General features: G+C 40.3%; 19 protein-coding genes. 7 read left to right on the top strand and 12 right to left on the bottom strand.

The features are described from left to right. Nucleotides 1–6: 6 nt before the first annotated feature. From R2Q16_RS09930 to R2Q16_RS09905, 6 genes are all read right to left on the bottom strand, one after another. The gene (locus tag R2Q16_RS09930; protein ID WP_316736755.1) at nucleotides 7–2,472 is read right to left on the bottom strand and encodes a TraG family conjugative transposon ATPase; all 2,466 of its coding nucleotides are present in this window, start codon (nucleotides 2,470–2,472) and stop codon (nucleotides 7–9) included. Next, nucleotides 2,469–2,822: a DUF4133 domain-containing protein gene (locus R2Q16_RS09925; RefSeq protein WP_316736754.1), complete on the bottom strand. Its 354-nt coding sequence runs from the start codon at nucleotides 2,820–2,822 to the stop codon at nucleotides 2,469–2,471. Before R2Q16_RS09925 ends, R2Q16_RS09930 begins: the two co-directional genes overlap by 4 nt. Nucleotides 2,823–2,834: 12 nt before the next feature. After that, entirely contained in the window at nucleotides 2,835–3,128 is a 294-nt protein-coding gene (locus R2Q16_RS09920; protein ID WP_316736781.1) for a DUF4134 domain-containing protein, read from the bottom strand. Between the two features lie 82 nt (nucleotides 3,129–3,210). Then, on the bottom strand, nucleotides 3,211–3,729 hold the full coding sequence (locus R2Q16_RS09915) for a hypothetical protein (RefSeq protein WP_316736753.1): 519 nt from the start codon (nucleotides 3,727–3,729) through the stop codon (nucleotides 3,211–3,213). A gap of 147 nt (nucleotides 3,730–3,876) precedes the next feature. Then, nucleotides 3,877–4,725 (bottom strand): RteC domain-containing protein, encoded by an 849-nt coding sequence (locus R2Q16_RS09910; RefSeq protein WP_316736752.1) that lies wholly within the window; start codon nucleotides 4,723–4,725, stop codon nucleotides 3,877–3,879. 133 nt (nucleotides 4,726–4,858) lie between these two features. Then, the gene (locus tag R2Q16_RS09905; protein WP_316736751.1) at nucleotides 4,859–5,134 is read right to left on the bottom strand and encodes a DNA-binding protein; all 276 of its coding nucleotides are present in this window, start codon (nucleotides 5,132–5,134) and stop codon (nucleotides 4,859–4,861) included. 142 nt (nucleotides 5,135–5,276) lie between these two features. Here R2Q16_RS09905 and R2Q16_RS09900 point away from each other — a divergent pair, with 142 nt between their 5' ends. The 4 genes from R2Q16_RS09900 (at nucleotide 5,277) to R2Q16_RS09885 (ending at nucleotide 8,326) form a co-directional block, all read left to right on the top strand. Continuing rightward, on the top strand, nucleotides 5,277–6,503 hold the full coding sequence (locus R2Q16_RS09900; protein WP_316736750.1) for a hypothetical protein: 1,227 nt from the start codon (nucleotides 5,277–5,279) through the stop codon (nucleotides 6,501–6,503). A 186-nt stretch (nucleotides 6,504–6,689) separates the two neighbouring features. After that, entirely contained in the window at nucleotides 6,690–7,256 is a 567-nt protein-coding gene (locus R2Q16_RS09895; protein ID WP_316736749.1) for a hypothetical protein, read from the top strand. Between the two features lie 106 nt (nucleotides 7,257–7,362). After that, entirely contained in the window at nucleotides 7,363–7,815 is a 453-nt protein-coding gene (locus R2Q16_RS09890; RefSeq protein ID WP_316736748.1) for a MauE/DoxX family redox-associated membrane protein, read from the top strand. Nucleotides 7,816–7,930: 115 nt separating this feature from the next. Beyond that, complete coding sequence (locus tag R2Q16_RS09885) at nucleotides 7,931–8,326, top strand: hypothetical protein (RefSeq protein WP_316736747.1); 396 nt, start codon at nucleotides 7,931–7,933, stop codon at nucleotides 8,324–8,326. Between the two features lie 78 nt (nucleotides 8,327–8,404). Here R2Q16_RS09885 and R2Q16_RS09880 read toward each other — a convergent pair whose 3' ends face one another. Genes R2Q16_RS09880 through R2Q16_RS09870 form a run of 3 tightly spaced genes read right to left on the bottom strand, consistent with a single transcriptional unit; the run spans nucleotide 8,405 to nucleotide 13,642 of the window. Next, nucleotides 8,405–9,775, bottom strand: a complete 1,371-nt coding sequence (locus tag R2Q16_RS09880) for a RagB/SusD family nutrient uptake outer membrane protein (protein ID WP_316736746.1) — start codon at nucleotides 9,773–9,775, stop codon at nucleotides 8,405–8,407. A gap of 17 nt (nucleotides 9,776–9,792) precedes the next feature. After that, nucleotides 9,793–13,044: a SusC/RagA family TonB-linked outer membrane protein gene (locus R2Q16_RS09875; RefSeq protein WP_316736745.1), complete on the bottom strand. Its 3,252-nt coding sequence runs from the start codon at nucleotides 13,042–13,044 to the stop codon at nucleotides 9,793–9,795. Between the two features lie 19 nt (nucleotides 13,045–13,063). After that, a complete protein-coding gene (locus tag R2Q16_RS09870) occupies nucleotides 13,064–13,642 on the bottom strand; it encodes a TlpA family protein disulfide reductase (protein WP_316736744.1) in 579 nt (192 codons plus the stop codon). 630 nt (nucleotides 13,643–14,272) lie between these two features. Between R2Q16_RS09870 and R2Q16_RS09865 the strand changes: the two genes are divergently transcribed. From R2Q16_RS09865 to R2Q16_RS09855, 3 genes are all read left to right on the top strand, one after another. Continuing rightward, on the top strand, nucleotides 14,273–14,530 hold the full coding sequence (locus R2Q16_RS09865; protein ID WP_316736743.1) for a helix-turn-helix transcriptional regulator: 258 nt from the start codon (nucleotides 14,273–14,275) through the stop codon (nucleotides 14,528–14,530). A gap of 152 nt (nucleotides 14,531–14,682) precedes the next feature. Next, entirely contained in the window at nucleotides 14,683–15,414 is a 732-nt protein-coding gene (locus R2Q16_RS09860) for a LytTR family DNA-binding domain-containing protein (RefSeq protein ID WP_316736742.1), read from the top strand. A 250-nt stretch (nucleotides 15,415–15,664) separates the two neighbouring features. Beyond that, a complete protein-coding gene (locus R2Q16_RS09855; RefSeq protein WP_316736741.1) occupies nucleotides 15,665–16,762 on the top strand; it encodes a sensor histidine kinase in 1,098 nt (365 codons plus the stop codon). Nucleotides 16,763–17,100: 338 nt separating this feature from the next. Here the strand turns inward: R2Q16_RS09855 and R2Q16_RS09850 are convergent, their stop codons facing one another. The 3 genes from R2Q16_RS09850 to R2Q16_RS09840 form a co-directional block, all read right to left on the bottom strand. Next, on the bottom strand, nucleotides 17,101–17,568 hold the full coding sequence (locus tag R2Q16_RS09850) for a hypothetical protein (protein ID WP_316736740.1): 468 nt from the start codon (nucleotides 17,566–17,568) through the stop codon (nucleotides 17,101–17,103). 94 nt (nucleotides 17,569–17,662) lie between these two features. Further along, on the bottom strand, nucleotides 17,663–18,187 hold the full coding sequence (locus R2Q16_RS09845) for a stage II sporulation protein M (protein ID WP_316736739.1): 525 nt from the start codon (nucleotides 18,185–18,187) through the stop codon (nucleotides 17,663–17,665). Further along, on the bottom strand, nucleotides 18,180–19,073 hold the full coding sequence (locus tag R2Q16_RS09840) for a M48 family metallopeptidase (RefSeq protein WP_316736738.1): 894 nt from the start codon (nucleotides 19,071–19,073) through the stop codon (nucleotides 18,180–18,182). The genes R2Q16_RS09845 and R2Q16_RS09840 overlap by 8 nt, the downstream gene beginning before the upstream one ends. Between the last annotated feature and the right edge of the window lie 19 nt (nucleotides 19,074–19,092).

Genomic DNA, 19,092 nt, shown 5'->3' with positions numbered 1-19,092 from the left:
TTTAAACTATGATGTTTGTTTTTGACGCAGGTCTTCAGCAAGCATTGAAATGCCTTTCCTGATGCTTCCATAGCGCCCAGTATACTGCTGGACCAGCAATTTTTCTTTTTCTTCTGTTGTATAGGTCAGGTATTCTTCGAGCGAAACCTCGGTCCTGTAAACCTTGGAGTATTGGCCACCAAGCGAGATAAAAACCTCCTTATATTTTCTGGCGGGGTCATTTGCCCGGTTCATGGAAAGAATCAAAGCACGCTCTTTATCTGTAAGTCCGAGCAGCTCTTGGATGCTGTCGAATTTATTCTGGTATTTGCTCTGGTCGAGCAGGATTTTGCAGTCGGCGTTGTTAATAATGGCCTGCTTGACAACGGGCGAAGAAATGATGTCTTCCACTTCCTGTGTCACGACTACCGCTTCACCAAAAAACTTTCTTACAGTTTTAAAGAGGTATTTAATATATTCTGCCATGCCTTCCTTGGCAATTGCTTTCCAGCATTCCTCAATAAGGATCATCTTGCGGATACCTTTGAGCTTCCTCATTTTGGAAATGAAAACTTCCATGATGATGAGCGTTACTGCGGGAAACAGTATTGGGTGATCCTTGATATTATCCAGCTCAAAAACAATAAACCGTTCATTCAGCAAATCAAGCTGCTGGCTCGCATTGAGCAGATAATCAAATTCACCTCCGCGGTAATAGGGTGCCAGGACATATAAAAAGTTCTGCATGTCAAAATCGCGGTCACGGACTCCATCCTCTTCCAGTACCTTCGTATAATGGGTAGACAGGAAATCATAAAATGAATTAAAGCATGGGAATATATCGGCATGAAGATCTAAATGCTGGTAATAGCCACTCAACGCATTTGATAGCGCCACATACTCTGAACGCCGAGAACGCTCATCATCCTTTTTCCAAAGTGCCAGTAGCAGCGTTTTGAGGCTTTCTTTCTTCTCAGTATCGAGTACTTCCCCTACACCCAGAAAAAAAGGGTTAAATTCAATAGGGGCACTTTCCGAATAAGAAAAATAATAGCCGCCAAGAAGTTCACATAAGCCCTTGTAGCTATGTCCTACATCAACGAGTAACACATGGGTGCCCTGCTGATGGTAACTGTGCACCATATGATTGGTAAAAAATGATTTACCGGAACCTGACGGGCCAAGAATAAACTTATTACGGTTTGTGATGTATCCTTTGTCCATAGGTTCATCTGAAATGTCTGTGTGGACAGGTTTACCGGAAATCCGTTCACCAAGACGCATTCCAAATGGGGAGATAGAGTCCCGGTAAGCAGATTCCTGGTTGAAAAAGCAGGAAGCCACCTGCGCAAAGGTGTCGAAAGTATCATTCATGGGAAAGTCCGCGGCATTGCCCGGAATACCTGCATACCAAATTTGGGCGGCGCCATCACTTTCCAGTTTGGCGACAGTGTCCATAACCGACATTGCGGAGCCCACCAGGTTTGCCGCGGTTTCCCCTTTGGCGCCTTCACCCCAGGTAAGCACATTGAAATGCGCCTTGATTGGTGTATGTCCCAGTGCTATAGCTTCATTCAGGTAATCATTTACGGCGTCCTTAGAAACTGAATTTTCGCGCGAATAGGCAGAGAGGGATTGTAGGCGAAGTTTTTTAGCTTCCAGCTTTTTTATTACTTCAAGTGAATTACCGATAAACAGATACTGGTTATAAATATGGTTGCAGGAAAGCAAGGCGCCCAGTGGTGAGGCAAAGCCAAGAGAAAATTTTGAATTGTCCCCCGAATAAGCATCATAATTTACCCTTGAACCGCAAAGTGACGGGAGGTGGTCGCTGTCGGCCATAGTATACAGGCTGACTTTCTCTTCGCCAATCATAATCCCTCCTTTCAGGTGCACATCCTTAATCTGGGAAGGCTTGCCCTGAGCCAGGAGAAAACAATAGCGTTCAATAATCCCCGGCTGATTAGCCGTCCCCGCAAGATCATCGTCTTTAAGGCGAAGGGCTGAAATAAATCCTGAATCTGATAGAATCCTGATGAACTGCGAACACTGATCGGTAAAGTCTGTTTTCAAAATACCGGACAACACCTGGGCGGGGACAATACTTTTTCGTAGCAGGTTGCAGTATGCTGAACTTGCCAGCCTGTGTGACGGGGCGCGAAGGGTGAGAAAAATAAAGCACTCGTGGGCGAAGAAATCGCGTTCGCAAAAAAAACGCTCACTCGAACGCGAAAGTAAATCCTCCCCTACCTTCTCAAAATCAGCTTTAAAAGTATTCTGGGAAAACCAGTCCTGCTTATGAATCACCGTATTTTCAGGTAAGGTACGAATGGCCTTTACCCAGGCATGGTGCAGGGCATCATAATCATTGTGTGAGAGGGTAAATATCTCTGGCAAGCTTAATCGGTATGCTAGGGTGATGTCCCCGTTCACAGAAAGCATGCAATCCTCTTCTACGGCATATACCGGAAAAATCTGTCCTGCTTCCATCATGGTCTGGCCTCCCCGATAAATTTATTCCCCATGCGATATTTCATCCCGGTGAACAACCTGCGTGAACGGAATACCAGAAATACGGGAACGCTTCTGGCAGCCAGGAACTTCATGAGCCCATGTTCCCCGAATTTCGCAGAGAGACGAAACACACAAAAAAATAAAGCAATTCCGAGTGATAAAATAACCGGCAATAGGTAAAGTATCGCTACCCCCGCCACATATAACAAAACGAACAGGAGTAATAGGGCCACCAGTCCTACAGCGAGATAGGCGATGTACTGGGCAATGAGCCCCTTGAAAACAATCGGGCGTGAAACACCTTTGTTAACCTGATATACAGCAGACATATGCATGAGGGTTTAAAGGCCAAAAAATGACTGAAGAACGGTCGCGACAACGACCAGAAAAATACAACTGCCGAACCAAGCCGCAGCAACCTTATTGGTATCCGGCTCTCCCGCATTCCACTTGTTAAAAACCTTGACAGCGCCTATGATGCCAACGACTGCACCGATGGCGTACATCAAATCGCAGCCGGTATCAAAGTACCCTTTGACCTTGTCCGCGGCCTCCTGTATCCCTGCATTCCCGTCCTGGGCAAAACAGGTTATGGCAAAAAGGAGGTTCAGAACCATCCCGCCGCAACAAAGCATCAAGACTTTCAGCCGATTATTTTTTTTAATTATTTTAACATGAGTAATCATTCCGATTGGTTTAAAATTTCGATTAGGTTAATTAATCCCACAGGTTTTCCAGCTCTTCCATTGAAAGTAAAAATGGTGCATGTGACTTTATAAAGCTGTTAATCTGTGAACGGGCAGGGTGTGCAGCCAGCGGTGGATAGCGAAGCTTCATGGCCTCAAGCAGTCCGAGGAAATCTCCTTTATCCCCGTCATTGTCCGCCAGGAGTGTAAAAATTTCTTTCAGTTCGGCAATGATGTCTGACTTAAGCCCTACCCCCTCATTACTATCTGAAGTGAATGAAAGTTCCCCCAGTGACGAAGATTCCAGTCCCTGGGTTTCCCTTGATTTACCCATTATTGAAAGCGGGGTAGCCATCTTTTCCGTACGCTCAATACTCTTCGTTTCAACAGTTTTCGGATGGGTTAAACCAGGTTCAGGCGCTCCCCTTGAAAACTTGAAAAAAGAAAGACACTCCTTGCGGTAGGCAGTTAGTGCGACGCCCGCGTACCAGAGAATTGAAAGCCCTCCCATCAGAAGCAGGAAGGCTGACCATGAATAACTTTGTAGCATAATAATTATTTAAACCACTGCTACCTTGCAGATGGATAAAACAAAGGTTCATAAAGCTCAAAACTGTATATCGGCAAATGCCGGTAGTACCGATAAATAAATATGAATGCTGAAAGATGCCAACCCAAAGCCATAATATCCACCAAATCATTTCAAGTCATCCTGATCCATTTTTTTAACAAGCGCGTCCCTCAACGAATCAACAAACTGGGTCCTGCTTAACCGTTTGCGCGCCCTGATTTCTGCAAAGCGCTTGGCGGGAACACCGATTGATACCACAAAATGCTCCTCAAACCACCTGAAAATCTGAGCCACGCCTGCCTGGCCATTGTTGATTTGCCCGCTCAAGTGCAGCGAATATGCCAGTTCGGCGAGATGGATCTTGTCGCCGGTCCATCGAAGTTCAGATTTAATTTCACTGGCATCATAACTCAATACCGGGTGACGCTTTAGGAAATTGATGCGTTCCATCAGCCAGTCTTTGAGCATATCCATTGCCCTGAATTTTGCGAACAGATAATCCCCGGGTGAGGAAAAAATAGGTTCGATTTCAGGTTGTTCCGGCAATAAAGATTCCGTTAAATCGACTTTTCTTAAAAAATAAAAAGTGTCGAGTTCGCACATATCCATTCTGTAATACTGATACTGAAATGGGTGAAGAAGCAAGAAACGTTCGACAACCCTAAGTTCACTTTCAAAGAACACACGCTGGATGTCCGCACCACCGGCAGGGATGTTTGATTCAACTGAATACAATTCGGCATGATATATCTTCCATTTATAAAACGCAGGCTTAATGATTTTAAAGAAGTGAACCTCCTCGGTTTCGCTAATACTTTCAGCTTCCAGAAATACTGTTCGCAGCTTACCGAGTGATATCCGGGAGGCTTTTAAGGCTTTTCTCATTTTAACAAATGGATCGTTCTGCTCATTTGAAATTGAACTCATTTCCTCTTCCAACTGTCTGAGCAGCTTGTTACTAATATTTTGTATCATAGTAATGAATTTAATGTCGGACCAAACCTAGCGCTCTGGATTTAAGGAGCACTATTTTGAGCTAAAATGGGCCAAATGTGAGCTTGCAGGGATTGGAAATGACCCACCTTAGTCCAGAATAATCGTAAGAAAATCAAATCCTCCCACGTCTCACGCTTTCCCTTAATTCGTCCTCCAACTGATATTTGTAAAACCGATCCCCTCCAGGCATTTTAACGGGTGTCAGTGTTCCTTGCTTCACTTTTCTTTTGTAGGTACTCTCACTAATCTTCAGGTAATCTTTAACCTGCTGCCTGGTCATTTGCAGCGAATCATCGGGAAGTTTACCTTCAGCGTCCTGAAGCTGAAAGTATTTTAGTATCGCATAAATTTTGTAGAGAATGTCCAGCAGAGCGTCGATCTTATTCATAAACAGGGATTTAAGATTTGAACAAATGAATTATACAAAAGAAGCCGCTGACAGCCTTTCTGTCAAGTTTCATCGGGGTGGCAAAAAGAGCCACCCGGTCTGAGCGTTATGAATCCACAGCGCAGCTGCATAATATTCTATCATGGCTAATCCTATTCCCGGTCAGCCAGGGAACACCGCCGGTGTAAAAGTTTTTGAAAACACCCAACATCGCAATACATTCAATGGCACGCTAAACGGCAAAATCATGAATTTTGAATTAGAATATCTATGGAATCTTTTTACCGGGCAGTCGCTGACACAGCCAACCGGCAAAAAAGTTCAAAGCCTGGAAAAGGAAATAGCCGGTGAAGCAGACCGTTTAAAAAGGGTATTTTTATTTTTTTCACCCTACCAGGGTGTATCGATCAAAGATTTTATCCAGTTTAATCAACATAGTATATCCAGGCTGATATCTGCAGTTGAATCCGGAAATAAATGGTCTAATCAAACCAGGATAACGACCTCAATTGATTCCGCGTTATTAATTGTTCTGGATGGATTGCTTGAATTCCTAAAGATAAATTATCCGTCTGAATTTGATTTCAGCGCAACAATTTCTGCAACCTGTTTAAGTAACGAAACAGCCACGCAAGAACAAAACGCTAAAATTATCCATGATAAATTAGCCGATGAAAACATTGATGATGAATTGCGGGATATAATTATTTCTGCCTTAACCTTATCGGACAGGGAAAAATTCATTTATGAAGACATCAGATATATCCATTCATTTACAAAAGTATTTCTTGAAAACCTGGAATCCCTTACCTCAGATAAAAGTGTTTCGGATTTACTTACCACCCTAAACTTTAATAACCTGCATTTTTTTGGCTATCTCAAAAACCTCATGAATGCAGAATTTGAGCGTGCACTTGAAATTTCTGAGAAATACAAAGTCTTGCTGATTTATAAGAAAGAAACGGAACAAACCATCCAAGAATCCAATGGACAATATTCATTGGATCACCCATCGCTTTCGCAGCTTATTATTGGACACCTGGAGTTTGAACGGTTATTTTTAAAAGAACTGGATCTGGCAAATACTGAATGGGTCAATTCGGGTGTGCTTGATGCAAATTACAAAGTTTCGTTAACCGTCAAGCAACTGGCTTTTTATGTATACCTAAATGTGGAGTGTGGCATCATCACTGAGCAACGGGCGAAAAAAATCCACCAGTATGTTATTTCCCACATCGATAGCCATGAAAAAAGTGGGATTTCAGAAAAAAGCTTTAAGAACGCCTATTATCTCCACCATGCTGAAGATATCCGGAAAGTGATTGAAAAAATTTCCAAAATGCTCGCCATTGCCCGCGAACGCTACTAGCAATTGAGAAACAAATTTCCCATCAAGCCTAAAAACATGCCTAGGCAGAAAATGGGTTTAAGGATAGCTTAGTACCCTGATATTTAAGTAGTAAGCTAAAAATTAATCAAATGGGTTTGGTGGTTCCAGGTGGCAAGTTTAGCCACTTGACAGAAACCCGGTAAAACCGTTCTTTGAGCAAAAACAATGAACAACAGTCAAATTTACGACTATCTTGAAAAGACTTTTCCGGTTAGTTCTGGTTTAGCGGCTTATCTTGATGTAGCGTTAAAGGAATTTCGGTTTGAAAAAAATCAAATCATCCCTGATGATTTTTTTGTGGATAATCCTTTATGCTTCCTATCGCAAGGAACGATTAAAACCCAGGTTAATGGATTAAAGGAACCTGGCCAACACTTGGTCCGCTTTACGTTTTCGAATTCCGTGATTCCGGATTTTGGCAAAATGGATTCAGAAGACTACTCCAAGACGACAACCTCAATCGAAGCCAGTCTGATTAAGGCACTACCTTTGAAACATGAATACAATCTTTTTAAGCTTTTTCCGGAATACCATCAATTGATTACCGGATTGCACAGAAATCAGCTTACAGATTTGATGTCTTTCATATTTGAGTTAAGATTCGAGGAAGGAAACGAAAGATTAGCAAATCTCCTGAAAATTCAGCCCAGATTGTTTCAGATAGCCTCAGTCAGTGATATTTCAGCAGCTATTGGTGTCCATCCGCATACGCTGAGTACCTACCGTAGATAAGATTCCTCGAAGAATATCTTCCAGCAGAGAAATTTTCGGAGTGGCAGTGCATATTTTCTCCTACAGGTAAGCAGCCCAGGAATATCCAAATTTCCAAATTTGAGGTATGGAAGCTATCATCAGAAAAAATAACCACTCAGAATTCTGGATACAAATGAGTATTAATGCATTGATAATTCTTTGGATATATACTGCCGGCTCAAAGCTGATGGATTTTGATGAATTTCAGCGCCAGCTTGCACTGCAGCCATTTGGAAAGCCTATCAATTCAGCGCTGTCCATCCTGCTTCCGGGAGTAGAAATACTGGCAGGAATATTACTTGTGATAAAAAAAACGAAGTTGCCCGGATTATGGGTATCGGCCTTGCTGCTTTGCGCATTTACTGTTTATGTGCTGCTGGTTTTGACAGGATATTTCACCAAAGTACCTTGCAGCTGTGGCGGTGTTTTAAAGTCGTTAAGCTGGAAAAACCACTTAATTTTCAATATCGTGTATCTAAGCATCAACCTTCTTGCGCTCTATAAAACCCAATTAAAGAAAGGAGGAAGCGGAGAATAGAAAAGAATAAATTATGAGCAGCGAAGAATAGTACCTGCCAGATACGGATAAATAAAATAATACCTTAAACTAAACTTTTTCGCTTGTTTTTTCAATGTAAAAAGCATTCACTAATATGAAAAATTTAAAAATTAAATCAGGCCTATTGGCTTTTGTATTCGGATTGGCAATTGTTTTCTCTCAATCGGCATTTAAGTATGCAGATAAACAAAATGGAAAAAGTTTTGACACCAGAACATTTTATTACCATGGTCCTTCAACCTATTCTGTAGCCGAAGTAGAAGATGAGGCGAACTGGAACACCACCCCTCCGGAAGAATTGTGTGATCAGCAACTTCAGGCGGCATGTAGAATTGATATTGATGTGAATTATGTCGATAACCCATCTTCCTCGACTCCAACTTTAAAATCAATTGCAAACCTTAGCGCAGTTTACAATACCCCGACATCTTCAGCATATATTAACGGATCTGCCGATGTTAATATGACTAAAGAAAACAAAACAAGATAGTTGCCGGAGGCTATCTGTAACAAGGGCAAGGCTATCCAGCCTTGCCTTCTTGCCTCAAAAAACCTATTTCAATTGCATTTAGTTCTGCGGTATGCCGCTCTGCTCAACAATATCTATTGGTAATGGCAAAGCGTAATATGGGGCATCGACTTCAAGCCTGTATAGCTGACCTTTGTATAAACGTGTGGGAATAATATTCGCGCCTTCCTTATTAAGTCTTTTGATATCGGGCCATCGGAGGTTACGCATTAGCAGTTCCTTCCTTCTTTCCAGCCTTATTTTCCCTAATGCTTCTTCCCTGCCGCTTGCTACCACGGGGACATAAACAACTTCCTTCCTCCATCGCGTTTTGAGCAATAAATTGAGATCTGCCATAGCCCCTACAATATCTCCGGTCCATGCCCGGGATTCGGCGCGGGTAAGGAACATTTCATCTACGGCCAATCCACTGAACAATGTAAATGCATTTGACGCATAACTACCTTTGAAAACCTGGTTACCACCATTAACCCTGAAATATGCACGTTTTCTTAAGTCGTTAGTGCTGTAGCTTGAATACAGCGTTGAATCAATCCTGGCTGAACTTGGCGAATGTAGGCCCATTCCCGGAAAAAGTTCAGCGTAAAATATAGTCTCCTTATTAAACCTCCGGAAAGGAACGGTGATGTCCAGCCCTAAAACATCGGGGTCACTGTTGAAATCCATCAGTGAGGATTGCAATTTTAGAGATTCATTTGAAAATTTAAGCGCATTTGGATAATCCCGCATATATAAATACACCCGGGAAAGTAGTGCATATGCTGCAGCTTTTGAAGGTCTTGTTGTACTCAAGGGTAATTCCGGGAGATATTGTACTGCATCCGCGGCATCACTTATCACCCTTTCAAGGCAAGCCTGTACATTGGAGCGTGTCGATGGGATGTTAAAGTTGCTCTGAAGGCGCAGAGCAATCCCTAAATCCTGGCCTGAGGTACTCAAATCATAGGCCTTGCCAAATTGCATGGTCAGCGCAAAGAAGTAAAAACTGCGGTAAAATAGTGCCGAACCCTTAATATTATCCCAGGATTTCGCATTGGCTGGTATCCGCTCCACGCCCCCTAAACCTTCCAGGCACACGTTCGTGTTGTAAATTGCCAGATAAGCCTCAGACCAGTCATTCTGATACCGATAATCAATTTTACGCCAGAAATATATATCCCTGGTGAGATTTGATGCAGCATTTATGGTGGCTTCCGGCCAAAAATAATCATCAGCCGACGTCTCACCGAATGATGGGCTGCGCATAAAATTCATTAGAGCGGCGTCATCCAAAAGGCCTTGCAAGTCATTCAAAGTTTGTGGAACGACCAGTCTGGCATCAGATTTCAAATCCAGATATTTTTTACAGGATATATTACCCATAAGCAATACGGCCAGGCAGGCAATCAATGTTAAAATTTTTGTTCTCATAATTAATATCATTTAAATTATAAACTGCCCCGAACTCCAATAGTATAACCTTTGCTTATACTCCATGTCCTCGGGTAATCAGGGTCAAGACCAAACTTATTTGCCCTCCAGAGTATGCCTAAGTCAGAGGCATTCAAAAACACATCCAGGCTCCTGAAAGGAAATTTCCATTGCGAAGCATTGAGTCGATAAGTAAGGTTTACGTAGTCAAGCCTGACCTGGTCAGCGCTAATAACATTTTCCCTCGACCTTGTGAAAAAGTCGTCACGTGAACTATTTAACGGATAAATGAAAGAAGGGATGTTTGTGGTGAGTTCGTCACCTGATTTCTGCCAACGAAAGGCATAATCCCCATGTCCTATTCCCGAATTGACGAGAGAATTATAACTTATCGAAGCTTTGGTCGTATAATAGCCAAGCTTATAGCTTATGTTAAAGGAAAGGCTGAAATTCCTGTATTGAAATGAATTGACCAGGGAGCCGAAGTAAACCGGAACGGTTGGTCCCACAAACTCGATGTTATTTCCAGAACTGCTCGCTTCGGCAAAGATCGCAGCATAGTTAGTACTTGGATTTCCATTAAGGTAACCCTGCGGATTCCCACTGGCGTCCAATCCTGCAAATTTGAATGCAGCGACCGCATATAGGGGTATACCGACTATCGGTGTTATACCTGTACCACTGTTAACCAGGTTATATATGGCAGCTGTGGATGATTGCGAAAAATATTTTAGTGTTTTGTTCTTATTAAAATTAAAATAAAAATCTGTATTCCACCCGAGTTTTCGGCCTTTAAGATTAACCGCATGCAACTCGGCATCGATGCCGTAACCTTCCATATCAGCAACGTTTTTTACAATCGTTGCGGTTCCGCCCCATGCTGTGTAATCATATTCGGAAGGACCATATAGATCCGTACCATGTTTACGAAAATAGCCGATTGTTCCGCGTAAGCGGTTTTCCCTTAATGCGAAATCAACCTTGATGTTGAGTTGGGCAAGCTGCTCCCACTTTAGTTCCGGGTTATTAATCGTCCTTACCCTGGCATACGGAAGCCCTGTAACTGTATTGGTACTATATAATGCAACAGCTGATGCAGTCTTTGAAAGATCCACGTTGCCACTATACCCAAAGGTTCCTGTCAGATTCAGTACCGGAAGCCAGTCAATGTGGTAAAAGTTTTCATCTGAAAGGGACCAACCAAGCCCTGCTGACCAAAGGGGGTTCCATTTGTCATTTGTATTTGCACCAAAAATATTGGAACCATCCCTGCGCAGGCTTCCTGAGAGCCTGTATTTTCCCTTAAATGTGTAGGATGCATTTCCATAAAAGCTTAGGAAACGGTATTTGGTATTGGTTAATGAATTTGCGGAAGAAGGAATCAACGAGGTACTACCGGTTAAAAAATTGGGATAGCCTGTCGTGAAATCCACATTACCAAAAGTCAATGGGTCGGGCTGATAACCATAAACAATGTTGCCGCTTCCTAAGGTTGCTACCTGCCGCCCCTCAAAACCTGCTATCGCGTTGATGGAATGTACGCCTATATTCTTATTCAAATCAAATTGCAATCGGGCAGTCTGTGAGTTCACCTCATCCTGGGAAGTACTAAGTGTTCCTCCATTAGGCACTACATAACGGACTGCCCCTGTTGACCTGTTCACCTGGCTGAAGCTATTAATGAGATTTCTGGCCTGGTAACCGTGCGCATCTGCGTGTGTTTTGGTAGCGCCATTCTGGTATTGATACTGGTAGCTTAAATCTGCGCTTAAAAACGGAAGGATTTTATAATTTAAAGCCAGCGCGCCAAATATCTCTTTCTGTTGCCTCGATACCGTTGTATGTTTATAATCCTCCGCCGGATAATATTTCCAATCCAGTAGCTTTCCCATGCCTGCGGTGTCGGTATATTCATTGCGGTAGCCAAAAGCAACGGGCAGCGGATTCCCCTCGGCATTTCTAAAAGAAAGATATGTAGGCAGACGACCCCCACTGGTTATAGAATTATAGGCTGGGGCACCAGACTTAGTTGACAAAGAGGATAAACGTAAACTGGTAACCGCCTTTAATTTCTTCGAAATCCGGTAATCCTGGTTTAAGATCAGGTTGAGCCTCTGTGAGGTATTTTTCGTTTCTCCCTTGACATCATCATAAGTCCCGGAAAGATAATAGTTATGTATCTCTCCCCCTCCCTTTAGATTCAGACCGTATTGCTGCGTCAGGGCATGACGATAAAACTCGTCGAGGTAACTCTTTCTTGCATCCACCAGCTTCAGTGCATTGAGCCGTTCATTGGCCTGGCTAGGGGTAATGCTACCCTTTCGTTGTGCGAGCAGCACCTCAACTGCAGGACTTAGGGCCAGATATGGCGTATTAATCCTGTTATCAAAAAATCCCCTACCAAACAAAAACTGTTCCACCTCGACATAGTCTGAGGAGGCCATCTGGTTATAGCTATATAAGTCAGGCAAAGCGCGGATCGTTGAATTTGCATTAAAAGACATGATAAGTTTTTGGTTATTCTTCCCTTTGGTCGAGGTTAATACGATAACACCATTGCCAGCCCTCGCCCCATAAATAGAGGATGCAGCTGCATCCTTAAGAATGGAGACACTTTCGATATCAAACGGGTTTATGTTATTGATATCACCTTCATATATAAAACCATCAAGTACAATTAGCGGGTCAAGGGGACCATTAATTGTACCCAGTCCCCTGATGGAAATGCCCGTATTATTCTGGGGATTACCACTGGTCCTGCCAACATTTAAAAGAACCCCTGAACTCTGGCCCAGTATCCTGTCGAGGATATTTGTTCCTGTCCGCTCGTTGAGCATTTTTTTATCAATTACCGATACCGTACCATTTATTTCATTAGCTTTAACCCTCTGGTACCCAGTATTGATATCAACAATACCCAGATCATATAACACCGGAACAAGTTTCACTGAAAACTCCCTGTCCAGGTCTGCGAGACTTTTAATAATTCTGGTCGTTGGCACATAACCTGCAGAGCTAATCCGAACAGTGTCCGGAAATTTTTTAATGTTTACAACGAAGCGGCCTGCGGTATCCGTACCAGTCATACCGCCACTTGCCCGCACTTCTGAAAGCCTTAAGTCTCCATAATCAGCTAAGAGGATAATTCCTTTAAGTTTCCCCAGCGCAGGTTTATCTCCCGTGAACTGACTGAAAGCGGTTAGTGTTGACAAAATAAGAATCAGAATACTCGCAAAAACAAGGATCAGGAGCCTCCTGCCCTTTTCCATTAGACTTGTATATCTCATACTATGGCTGCTTAACTGGTATGTGTATATCTAGACCTGCAATCAATCGTTCTATGCTTTCCTCCTCAAGTTGTTCTGCCCTGGTAATTGCTTTAATGCGACCATCAGCAGATATCCAGACGTAATGAGGAAAATGCCTATGCGGGAATAGTTTCTTTGTAATTTTAGGGTGTGTAAAGACGACCGGTAATTTGATTTCCTCGTTGTCTATTTTCCTTTTCTCTAAAAATTCTTTAACTATATGCAGTGAATCGGTAACAGAATCATTGATCAATAAGATCTGCAGATTTTTGCCGTACTTATCCTGTATCTCTTGCAAATGTGGAAACCCCTTGATACACGCACTGCACCAGGTCCCCCAAAAATCCAGGATTAATGATTTTCCTTTATAATCGGAAAACCTGAGTTTACCACCCGGCATATTGAGTGCCTGATCAAATTCCAAATCAGGAACCTTTTCTCCTATGTTGAGTGGTTTAAGTTCATCTATACTTTTTGTTAATGGTTTAAGACCTTGCGCGGAAACATCTAGAAAAAGGCAAAGCGTGGCCATGACGATCAAAATCATCGATTTTTTCATAAAATTTTAAGTTAGTTGATTTAAAAAATTTAGAGCCATTCGGTTTAAATGGCAAAGGAGAAATTACGGAACAGTCGAACCAATACTAAACTTAAAATTCAGATATTACTGTTCCGTAATCAATGAAGTAATGCTAGACGGGATTTTTAGGCTTTAAGGCATACAACCTGTCGAATGGACAAGTCCGCGGAGCCAATGGATGGAAACTGAGAAAATTCGGAAAATCTATTGCATCACCATTCCAACCTCTAAAATATAGTAGTTCAAAAGAATTCAGAAAGCAATGTTGTCGATTCATACCCGTATTGGTTATACGAGTCTTGTATAAAGGGCACTATAGCAGGGCTCTAAATACCGGATTGCAGGTTTCTGACGACCCATGAAACGATATACAATAGAGCCCACAACTCTATAGTGTGTACGAAAGTACGCAAAATATAGTCATGGGCATTAATCTATTGTCTCTTTCAATTGGCAACTGTCAGAATTTGCAATCGAGACTCTTGAATAATACCACGTCAATTATTTAGCAAAGGCTAAACTTCTAATAATGATGTAAATATAAACAAAAGTTCTGAGCGTGGCAATATTGCCACGATATAATTTCACTAAAAGGTCGACTTTCAATTGATGAGAATTCAAGACAGAAATCTTTATGAACTTATTGGAAAAAACATAAAATATTATCGCCTGTCAAAAGAATTATCTCAACAATCGCTTGCAAATAAGTGCGATAAAATCGACCGAGCGAAGATTAGTGATATTGAAAATGCGAAAGAAGACTTTATGTTTTCTACTCTTCTTGAAATATGTAGTGGCTTAGATATCACATTTTGTGATGTTACGACCGATCTCGGGGAGGAAGCTTATAAGTTATATATTAAATAGCCTATTTATAATCTATTTCGTAATCATTTTTTAGGTGTGATTTTATAATAAAATCACACTTACCACTCTCTATTAATCATTTTCTTTAAAAACTAATTATTTTCTATGATGTAAAATAAATATCCATTAACCTAACTCTCATTCCTATGCTTATGAAAAATAAGTTAAGATGTGTTATCATCGATGATGAAAAACATGCAATCAGACTTCTTACTGGTTATATTGCAACAATGCCAGTTCTTGAACTTGTGAAATCCTTCACAAATCCAGTAGAAGCCCTCTCCAACATTTTTTCGGAAGATAGAATAGACATCATTTTTCTGGATATTGAAATGCCCCACATAAACGGCATCGAACTGGCGGCCAGCTTAAAGTCTAAAACCAAAGCAATCGTTTTTACAAGTGCATATCAGCAATATACTTTAGATGCATTCGATTTAAGAGCTACACAATTTTTATTGAAACCTATAAAACTCTCAAAATTCACCCAAGTTCTAACCAATGTAGTCGAAGTGGATTTTGCGAGTAAGGAAAAACCAGGCAAAAATATTGTATTCATAAAAACTGGTGAAAAAGGTAAACTTACCCGAATTAACAAACAGGATATTATATATTTTGAAGGTGCGAAAAATTATGTAAATATGGTCACAACCAAATGTGAGCAGCTTATTTATTTAACTTTGAAAGAAGTGGAAGAGGTATTCTGTGTAGACTTATTTTACAGAGTACACCGTTCACATGTAATTAATGCTCGAAAAATCGAAAAAATCGTAGGTAACACTATAAATTTAGGTAATGGTTACCAAGTGCAAATGGGTAATTTTTATAAGGAAGGTTTAACAAAGTTTCTGGAAGAAAAAACCTTAATGTCCGGCCGAACATAAATTTTAATTACTCTTACTTATTGTTAACGACATGCGTACCAGTCGAAAGAATAATTATGCTTGTCGCTGTAGGGTCTGTACTCAGACGCTCTTGTTGTGGGGCTGATCTGTAAACGAATACTGTTTTTTTGACCAACTTTTTAGGGCTTTGTTTCATGTTTTTTTTCTTGAAACTAGCCTGTATTTTATGCCTGTTAAATGTTATTACACCGCAGATAGCGGTGATTACACATATGCAATTTTAGCCTACATGAAGAAAATTTTAGATAAGCTGGACACATATAAAATCCACATTCGAAGCTGGCTGATCTTTATACCAGTCGAGATTTTAGTTGTAGGATTAGCCTCGGGAGCATTTGGAAGCCCAGGGATTTATTCTATACACTATTTGCTGAATATCTTGCTTTTTTACTTATGTGGAGACCGGGTCTATCCGTTGGTTTTTAAAAAGAAATTTGTTTGGTTTTGGAAACTCCCTCTTTCATTATTGGTTATTTACGCATGTTATCTAGTCATCAATTACTTTGTAGACTATTATGTCAATAAGCACACATCTTGGTTGCTTTTCGATGAAGTTATTTTTAATAGTAGGTATGCATTTGGAGTGCTATGGAGAGCTTTGCAATTTATGGGCTTCTCGGCCTTCTACTATCTTTTCAAAGAGTACAATAAGTCTATTTTAACAAGATCACAATTGGAAGAAACAAGGCTTAATTATATGTTGAAGCAAAAGGAAATGGAAGTTAAGCTCAGTCTTGCAACTAACGCTTACCTAAAAGCTCAAATCAATCCACATTTACTTTTCAATACTTTAAGTGCAATTTATACCGATATTCATACCATTGCTCCTCGAACTGCAGAGGCAGTTATGACACTTTCAGACGTCATGAGGTTTAGTGTTAATTGCGAAACTACTGATGACTTGATATTATTAGGAGAAGAAATCATACAGGTTGAAAATTTAATCAAGTTACATCAGACCAGGTTCGACTATAATGTGAATATTAGCTTCAGATACGATAGTGAAATAAGAAGTTTAAAATTCTTGCCTTTGGTTTTATTAACTCTTGCGGAAAATCTATTTAAACATGGAATTTATACAGACGAAAATCATTCAGCAATCATTAGTCTATCGCTATCAGAAGGCGTATTATTAATAAAATCAAGTAATTTAATAAATCGAAATAAGCAAAATAATGGTTTTGGTAAGGGATTAGAAAATATCCGTCAACGAATTTTACTGATATACCCGGACAATTCAAAGTTTGGAATTAAGTCCGATGACACTCTTTTCGAGTTAATAATTGAAGTTAAAATTACACAAACCAACAAAATATTAGAGGAATAAATATAGTAGGTTTTTGCTCAACTTCCGCTCGCTCCTTTTTCAAAAAAAAGTACTGACCTCAAAAATGCCTAACCTGCAAGAAGCTCCTTCGCTGAATTGCAAAGCAACCATGCTGTATAGGCTTTGGTGGAAAGACGGCTCATAGCGCATCAGGTCATTATCTGAGGAATTGGAAGTACACCTGCGGTAAGTCGCAAACGAGCGTGGGCCCATAGGTTCGGATAAATATTATTATCATAAATAGTATTATAAATTTTCTATATTAATATACTTTCGATAGTAGAATGTTGTGAAAAATATTAACAGCATATATATGCATATCTTTATCACTAACATCATTACTTTAATAAATACAGAGAAGAATAAAGTATAAGCAAAACAGTCATGGTAATGGAAACCAGGAGCCTGTCCTTATAACTTATTTTATGATATTTAAGGGTAAGATACATAGCCAAACCAGAGCAAACTGTAAAAACAATCTGAATAATCATTGTTGCCCTGATGGAAGGCAGCGCAAGGATATCCGACTGTAAGGAGGCACTTACCTTCAAAAACTCTATCTCCTCTCTGAAATTTATGCATAACCATCCAAACTTAAAGATTTCACCAGCCATTAAAATCACAACAATTGAATTTAGAGACTTGAAATAGATGTCTTTTTCAATATGTAGATTATTGCCTTTTATCAGATAGCTACAGAGAAGGAATATGATGCCTATCAATAAAGCGGTAACACTGGCAGATAATATTAAAGAGAGGTAAGCACTAAAACGGGCTAAACCACGAACAGATTCGTCCATTTTCATGATGATCAGTTCAGACTGGAAGATGCTTATAAGAGCAATACAAAAAGCATACAAAAGTATATATTTTAAGGTATTAGAGAACGGCTTATTCATGTTAAATCGAGGCTTCAATTATGGCTGCCAAGAGCAGTCCGGAAAAAGGAAGTATAAAAGTTTTCAAATGTGGTAATTGTGCAAATTCGAATTTCATTTCATTTTTCAGCAGCATTTTATAAAATGTCCAACCCTGGAAACCAATTGCCCCAAGGTACAATAGGGATACAACCTCCAAAGGTCCATGTAGCAATAAAGAATGGGCCAGGCTGAGTTTTGACATTTTCAGATATAAGGCATTTTGGATAATAAATCCTAACATAAATCCATTGTACACAAACAGGATAGCGGTTAGGATTCCCCCAGTCGCAAATCCGATAATCGAAACCAGCAAACCAACTAATGCATTATTGAAAAATATTTTGGCGAATAAATGAAATTTAAAATCAAAAACAAGATTGACGTTTTTGGACAGGGGTGGTAATTTTAATACAGGATTCGGTGTATATAAGAAGTAAGAGAAAGCTGCTCCTATAACCCATAAAAGAAATCCAAGGAGAAATAGCATGGAAACCTTTTTATTCATGGTTTTTGTAGATATTCTTTATTCTCTGTTCCAGATTTGGGTGTGTTGAACTTCCTCTGGTCAATGCTCCATCGGTCATTCTGTCAAGACGTTTCAATGCACGTTCATAGTCCTCCGCACCAATTGTTTCGGCCGCAAAAGAATCGGCCTGAAATTCGAAACGCTTTCTGAAAATACCTGGCAAAAGCGTAAAATTAATGAATCCACCAACCCCTCCAAGTATCGCAAACTTGAACGCTTCAGGGAGGTGAAAATTGACCTTAAGAAATGCATAAAACAGGCCAAAATTGAGCAAAATACCAAACAAGGACACCAAATAAATTTTCAGAACATGGTTAAATTTATTATGGGCGTATTCATGCGCAATTACGCCTTTAAGCTCAACTTCTGTCATTTGTTCAACTAAAGGCCGTCCCAAAAGAATAATTTTATAAAATGGAAGAATACCAGTTGCATATGCATTTTTTAGATCACAGTCCACCACTCTTACCACCATATCGGCATCAAATCTTGTCGCCAAAAATTCAGTATACTTTGGCTCCCTAACAAAGTTTGAATTAAATCTTATTGATAAGATCGGGCTTAGGATAAACGAATAACTCATTATAAAAAATACCACGAAAATTGAAATTGCGACATTCAGGACCGGAAAGTCGGCGATGTGGAATTTTTCATAGCTCCAGGTAATTGCGAAAAAGACGGTAGCGTTAAACACTAGTGTGATAAAAAGCACCTTTGTACCTGTGATATAGAGTAAATTTTTAGTGGTATTAATCGCCTTTTTTAACGAAAAGTTCGTAAATAAACTTATTAAAAATGGAATCAGAAATGTGGTTAGCAGAAAAGCCAACGAAGTTAAAAAAGCTGTTATCAAACTGCCAATCATAAAATTCAAATGTTATAAG

The sequence above is a fragment of the Pedobacter aquatilis genome, from assembly GCF_032678425.1.
In the GTDB taxonomy this organism is placed as follows: Bacteria; Bacteroidota; Bacteroidia; order Sphingobacteriales; family Sphingobacteriaceae; genus Pedobacter; species Pedobacter aquatilis_B.
Note: the sequence above shows the minus strand (reverse complement) of the source record. Positions and strands in the feature narration are given on the sequence as shown.

Bases quoted from the DNA above. Each gene is read 5' to 3' on its own strand.
- R2Q16_RS09930 (WP_316736755.1), bottom strand. From the start codon at position 2,472: ATGATGGAAGCAGGACAGATTTTTCCGGTATATGCCGTAGAAGAGGAT.
- R2Q16_RS09925 (WP_316736754.1), bottom strand. From the start codon at position 2,822: ATGTCTGCTGTATATCAGGTTAACAAAGGTGTTTCACGCCCGATTGTT.
- R2Q16_RS09920 (WP_316736781.1), bottom strand. From the start codon at position 3,128: ATGCTTTGTTGCGGCGGGATGGTTCTGAACCTCCTTTTTGCCATAACC.
- R2Q16_RS09915 (WP_316736753.1), bottom strand. From the start codon at position 3,729: ATGCTACAAAGTTATTCATGGTCAGCCTTCCTGCTTCTGATGGGAGGG.
- R2Q16_RS09910 (WP_316736752.1), bottom strand. From the start codon at position 4,725: ATGATACAAAATATTAGTAACAAGCTGCTCAGACAGTTGGAAGAGGAA.
- R2Q16_RS09905 (WP_316736751.1), bottom strand. From the start codon at position 5,134: ATGAATAAGATCGACGCTCTGCTGGACATTCTCTACAAAATTTATGCG.
- R2Q16_RS09900 (WP_316736750.1), top strand. From the start codon at position 5,277: ATGGCTAATCCTATTCCCGGTCAGCCAGGGAACACCGCCGGTGTAAAA.
- R2Q16_RS09895 (WP_316736749.1), top strand. From the start codon at position 6,690: ATGAACAACAGTCAAATTTACGACTATCTTGAAAAGACTTTTCCGGTT.
- R2Q16_RS09890 (WP_316736748.1), top strand. From the start codon at position 7,363: ATGGAAGCTATCATCAGAAAAAATAACCACTCAGAATTCTGGATACAA.
- R2Q16_RS09885 (WP_316736747.1), top strand. From the start codon at position 7,931: ATGAAAAATTTAAAAATTAAATCAGGCCTATTGGCTTTTGTATTCGGA.
- R2Q16_RS09880 (WP_316736746.1), bottom strand. From the start codon at position 9,775: ATGAGAACAAAAATTTTAACATTGATTGCCTGCCTGGCCGTATTGCTT.
- R2Q16_RS09875 (WP_316736745.1), bottom strand. From the start codon at position 13,044: ATGGAAAAGGGCAGGAGGCTCCTGATCCTTGTTTTTGCGAGTATTCTG.
- R2Q16_RS09870 (WP_316736744.1), bottom strand. From the start codon at position 13,642: ATGAAAAAATCGATGATTTTGATCGTCATGGCCACGCTTTGCCTTTTT.
- R2Q16_RS09865 (WP_316736743.1), top strand. From the start codon at position 14,273: ATGAGAATTCAAGACAGAAATCTTTATGAACTTATTGGAAAAAACATA.
- R2Q16_RS09860 (WP_316736742.1), top strand. From the start codon at position 14,683: ATGAAAAATAAGTTAAGATGTGTTATCATCGATGATGAAAAACATGCA.
- R2Q16_RS09855 (WP_316736741.1), top strand. From the start codon at position 15,665: ATGAAGAAAATTTTAGATAAGCTGGACACATATAAAATCCACATTCGA.
- R2Q16_RS09850 (WP_316736740.1), bottom strand. From the start codon at position 17,568: ATGAAAATGGACGAATCTGTTCGTGGTTTAGCCCGTTTTAGTGCTTAC.
- R2Q16_RS09845 (WP_316736739.1), bottom strand. From the start codon at position 18,187: ATGAATAAAAAGGTTTCCATGCTATTTCTCCTTGGATTTCTTTTATGG.
- R2Q16_RS09840 (WP_316736738.1), bottom strand. From the start codon at position 19,073: ATGATTGGCAGTTTGATAACAGCTTTTTTAACTTCGTTGGCTTTTCTG.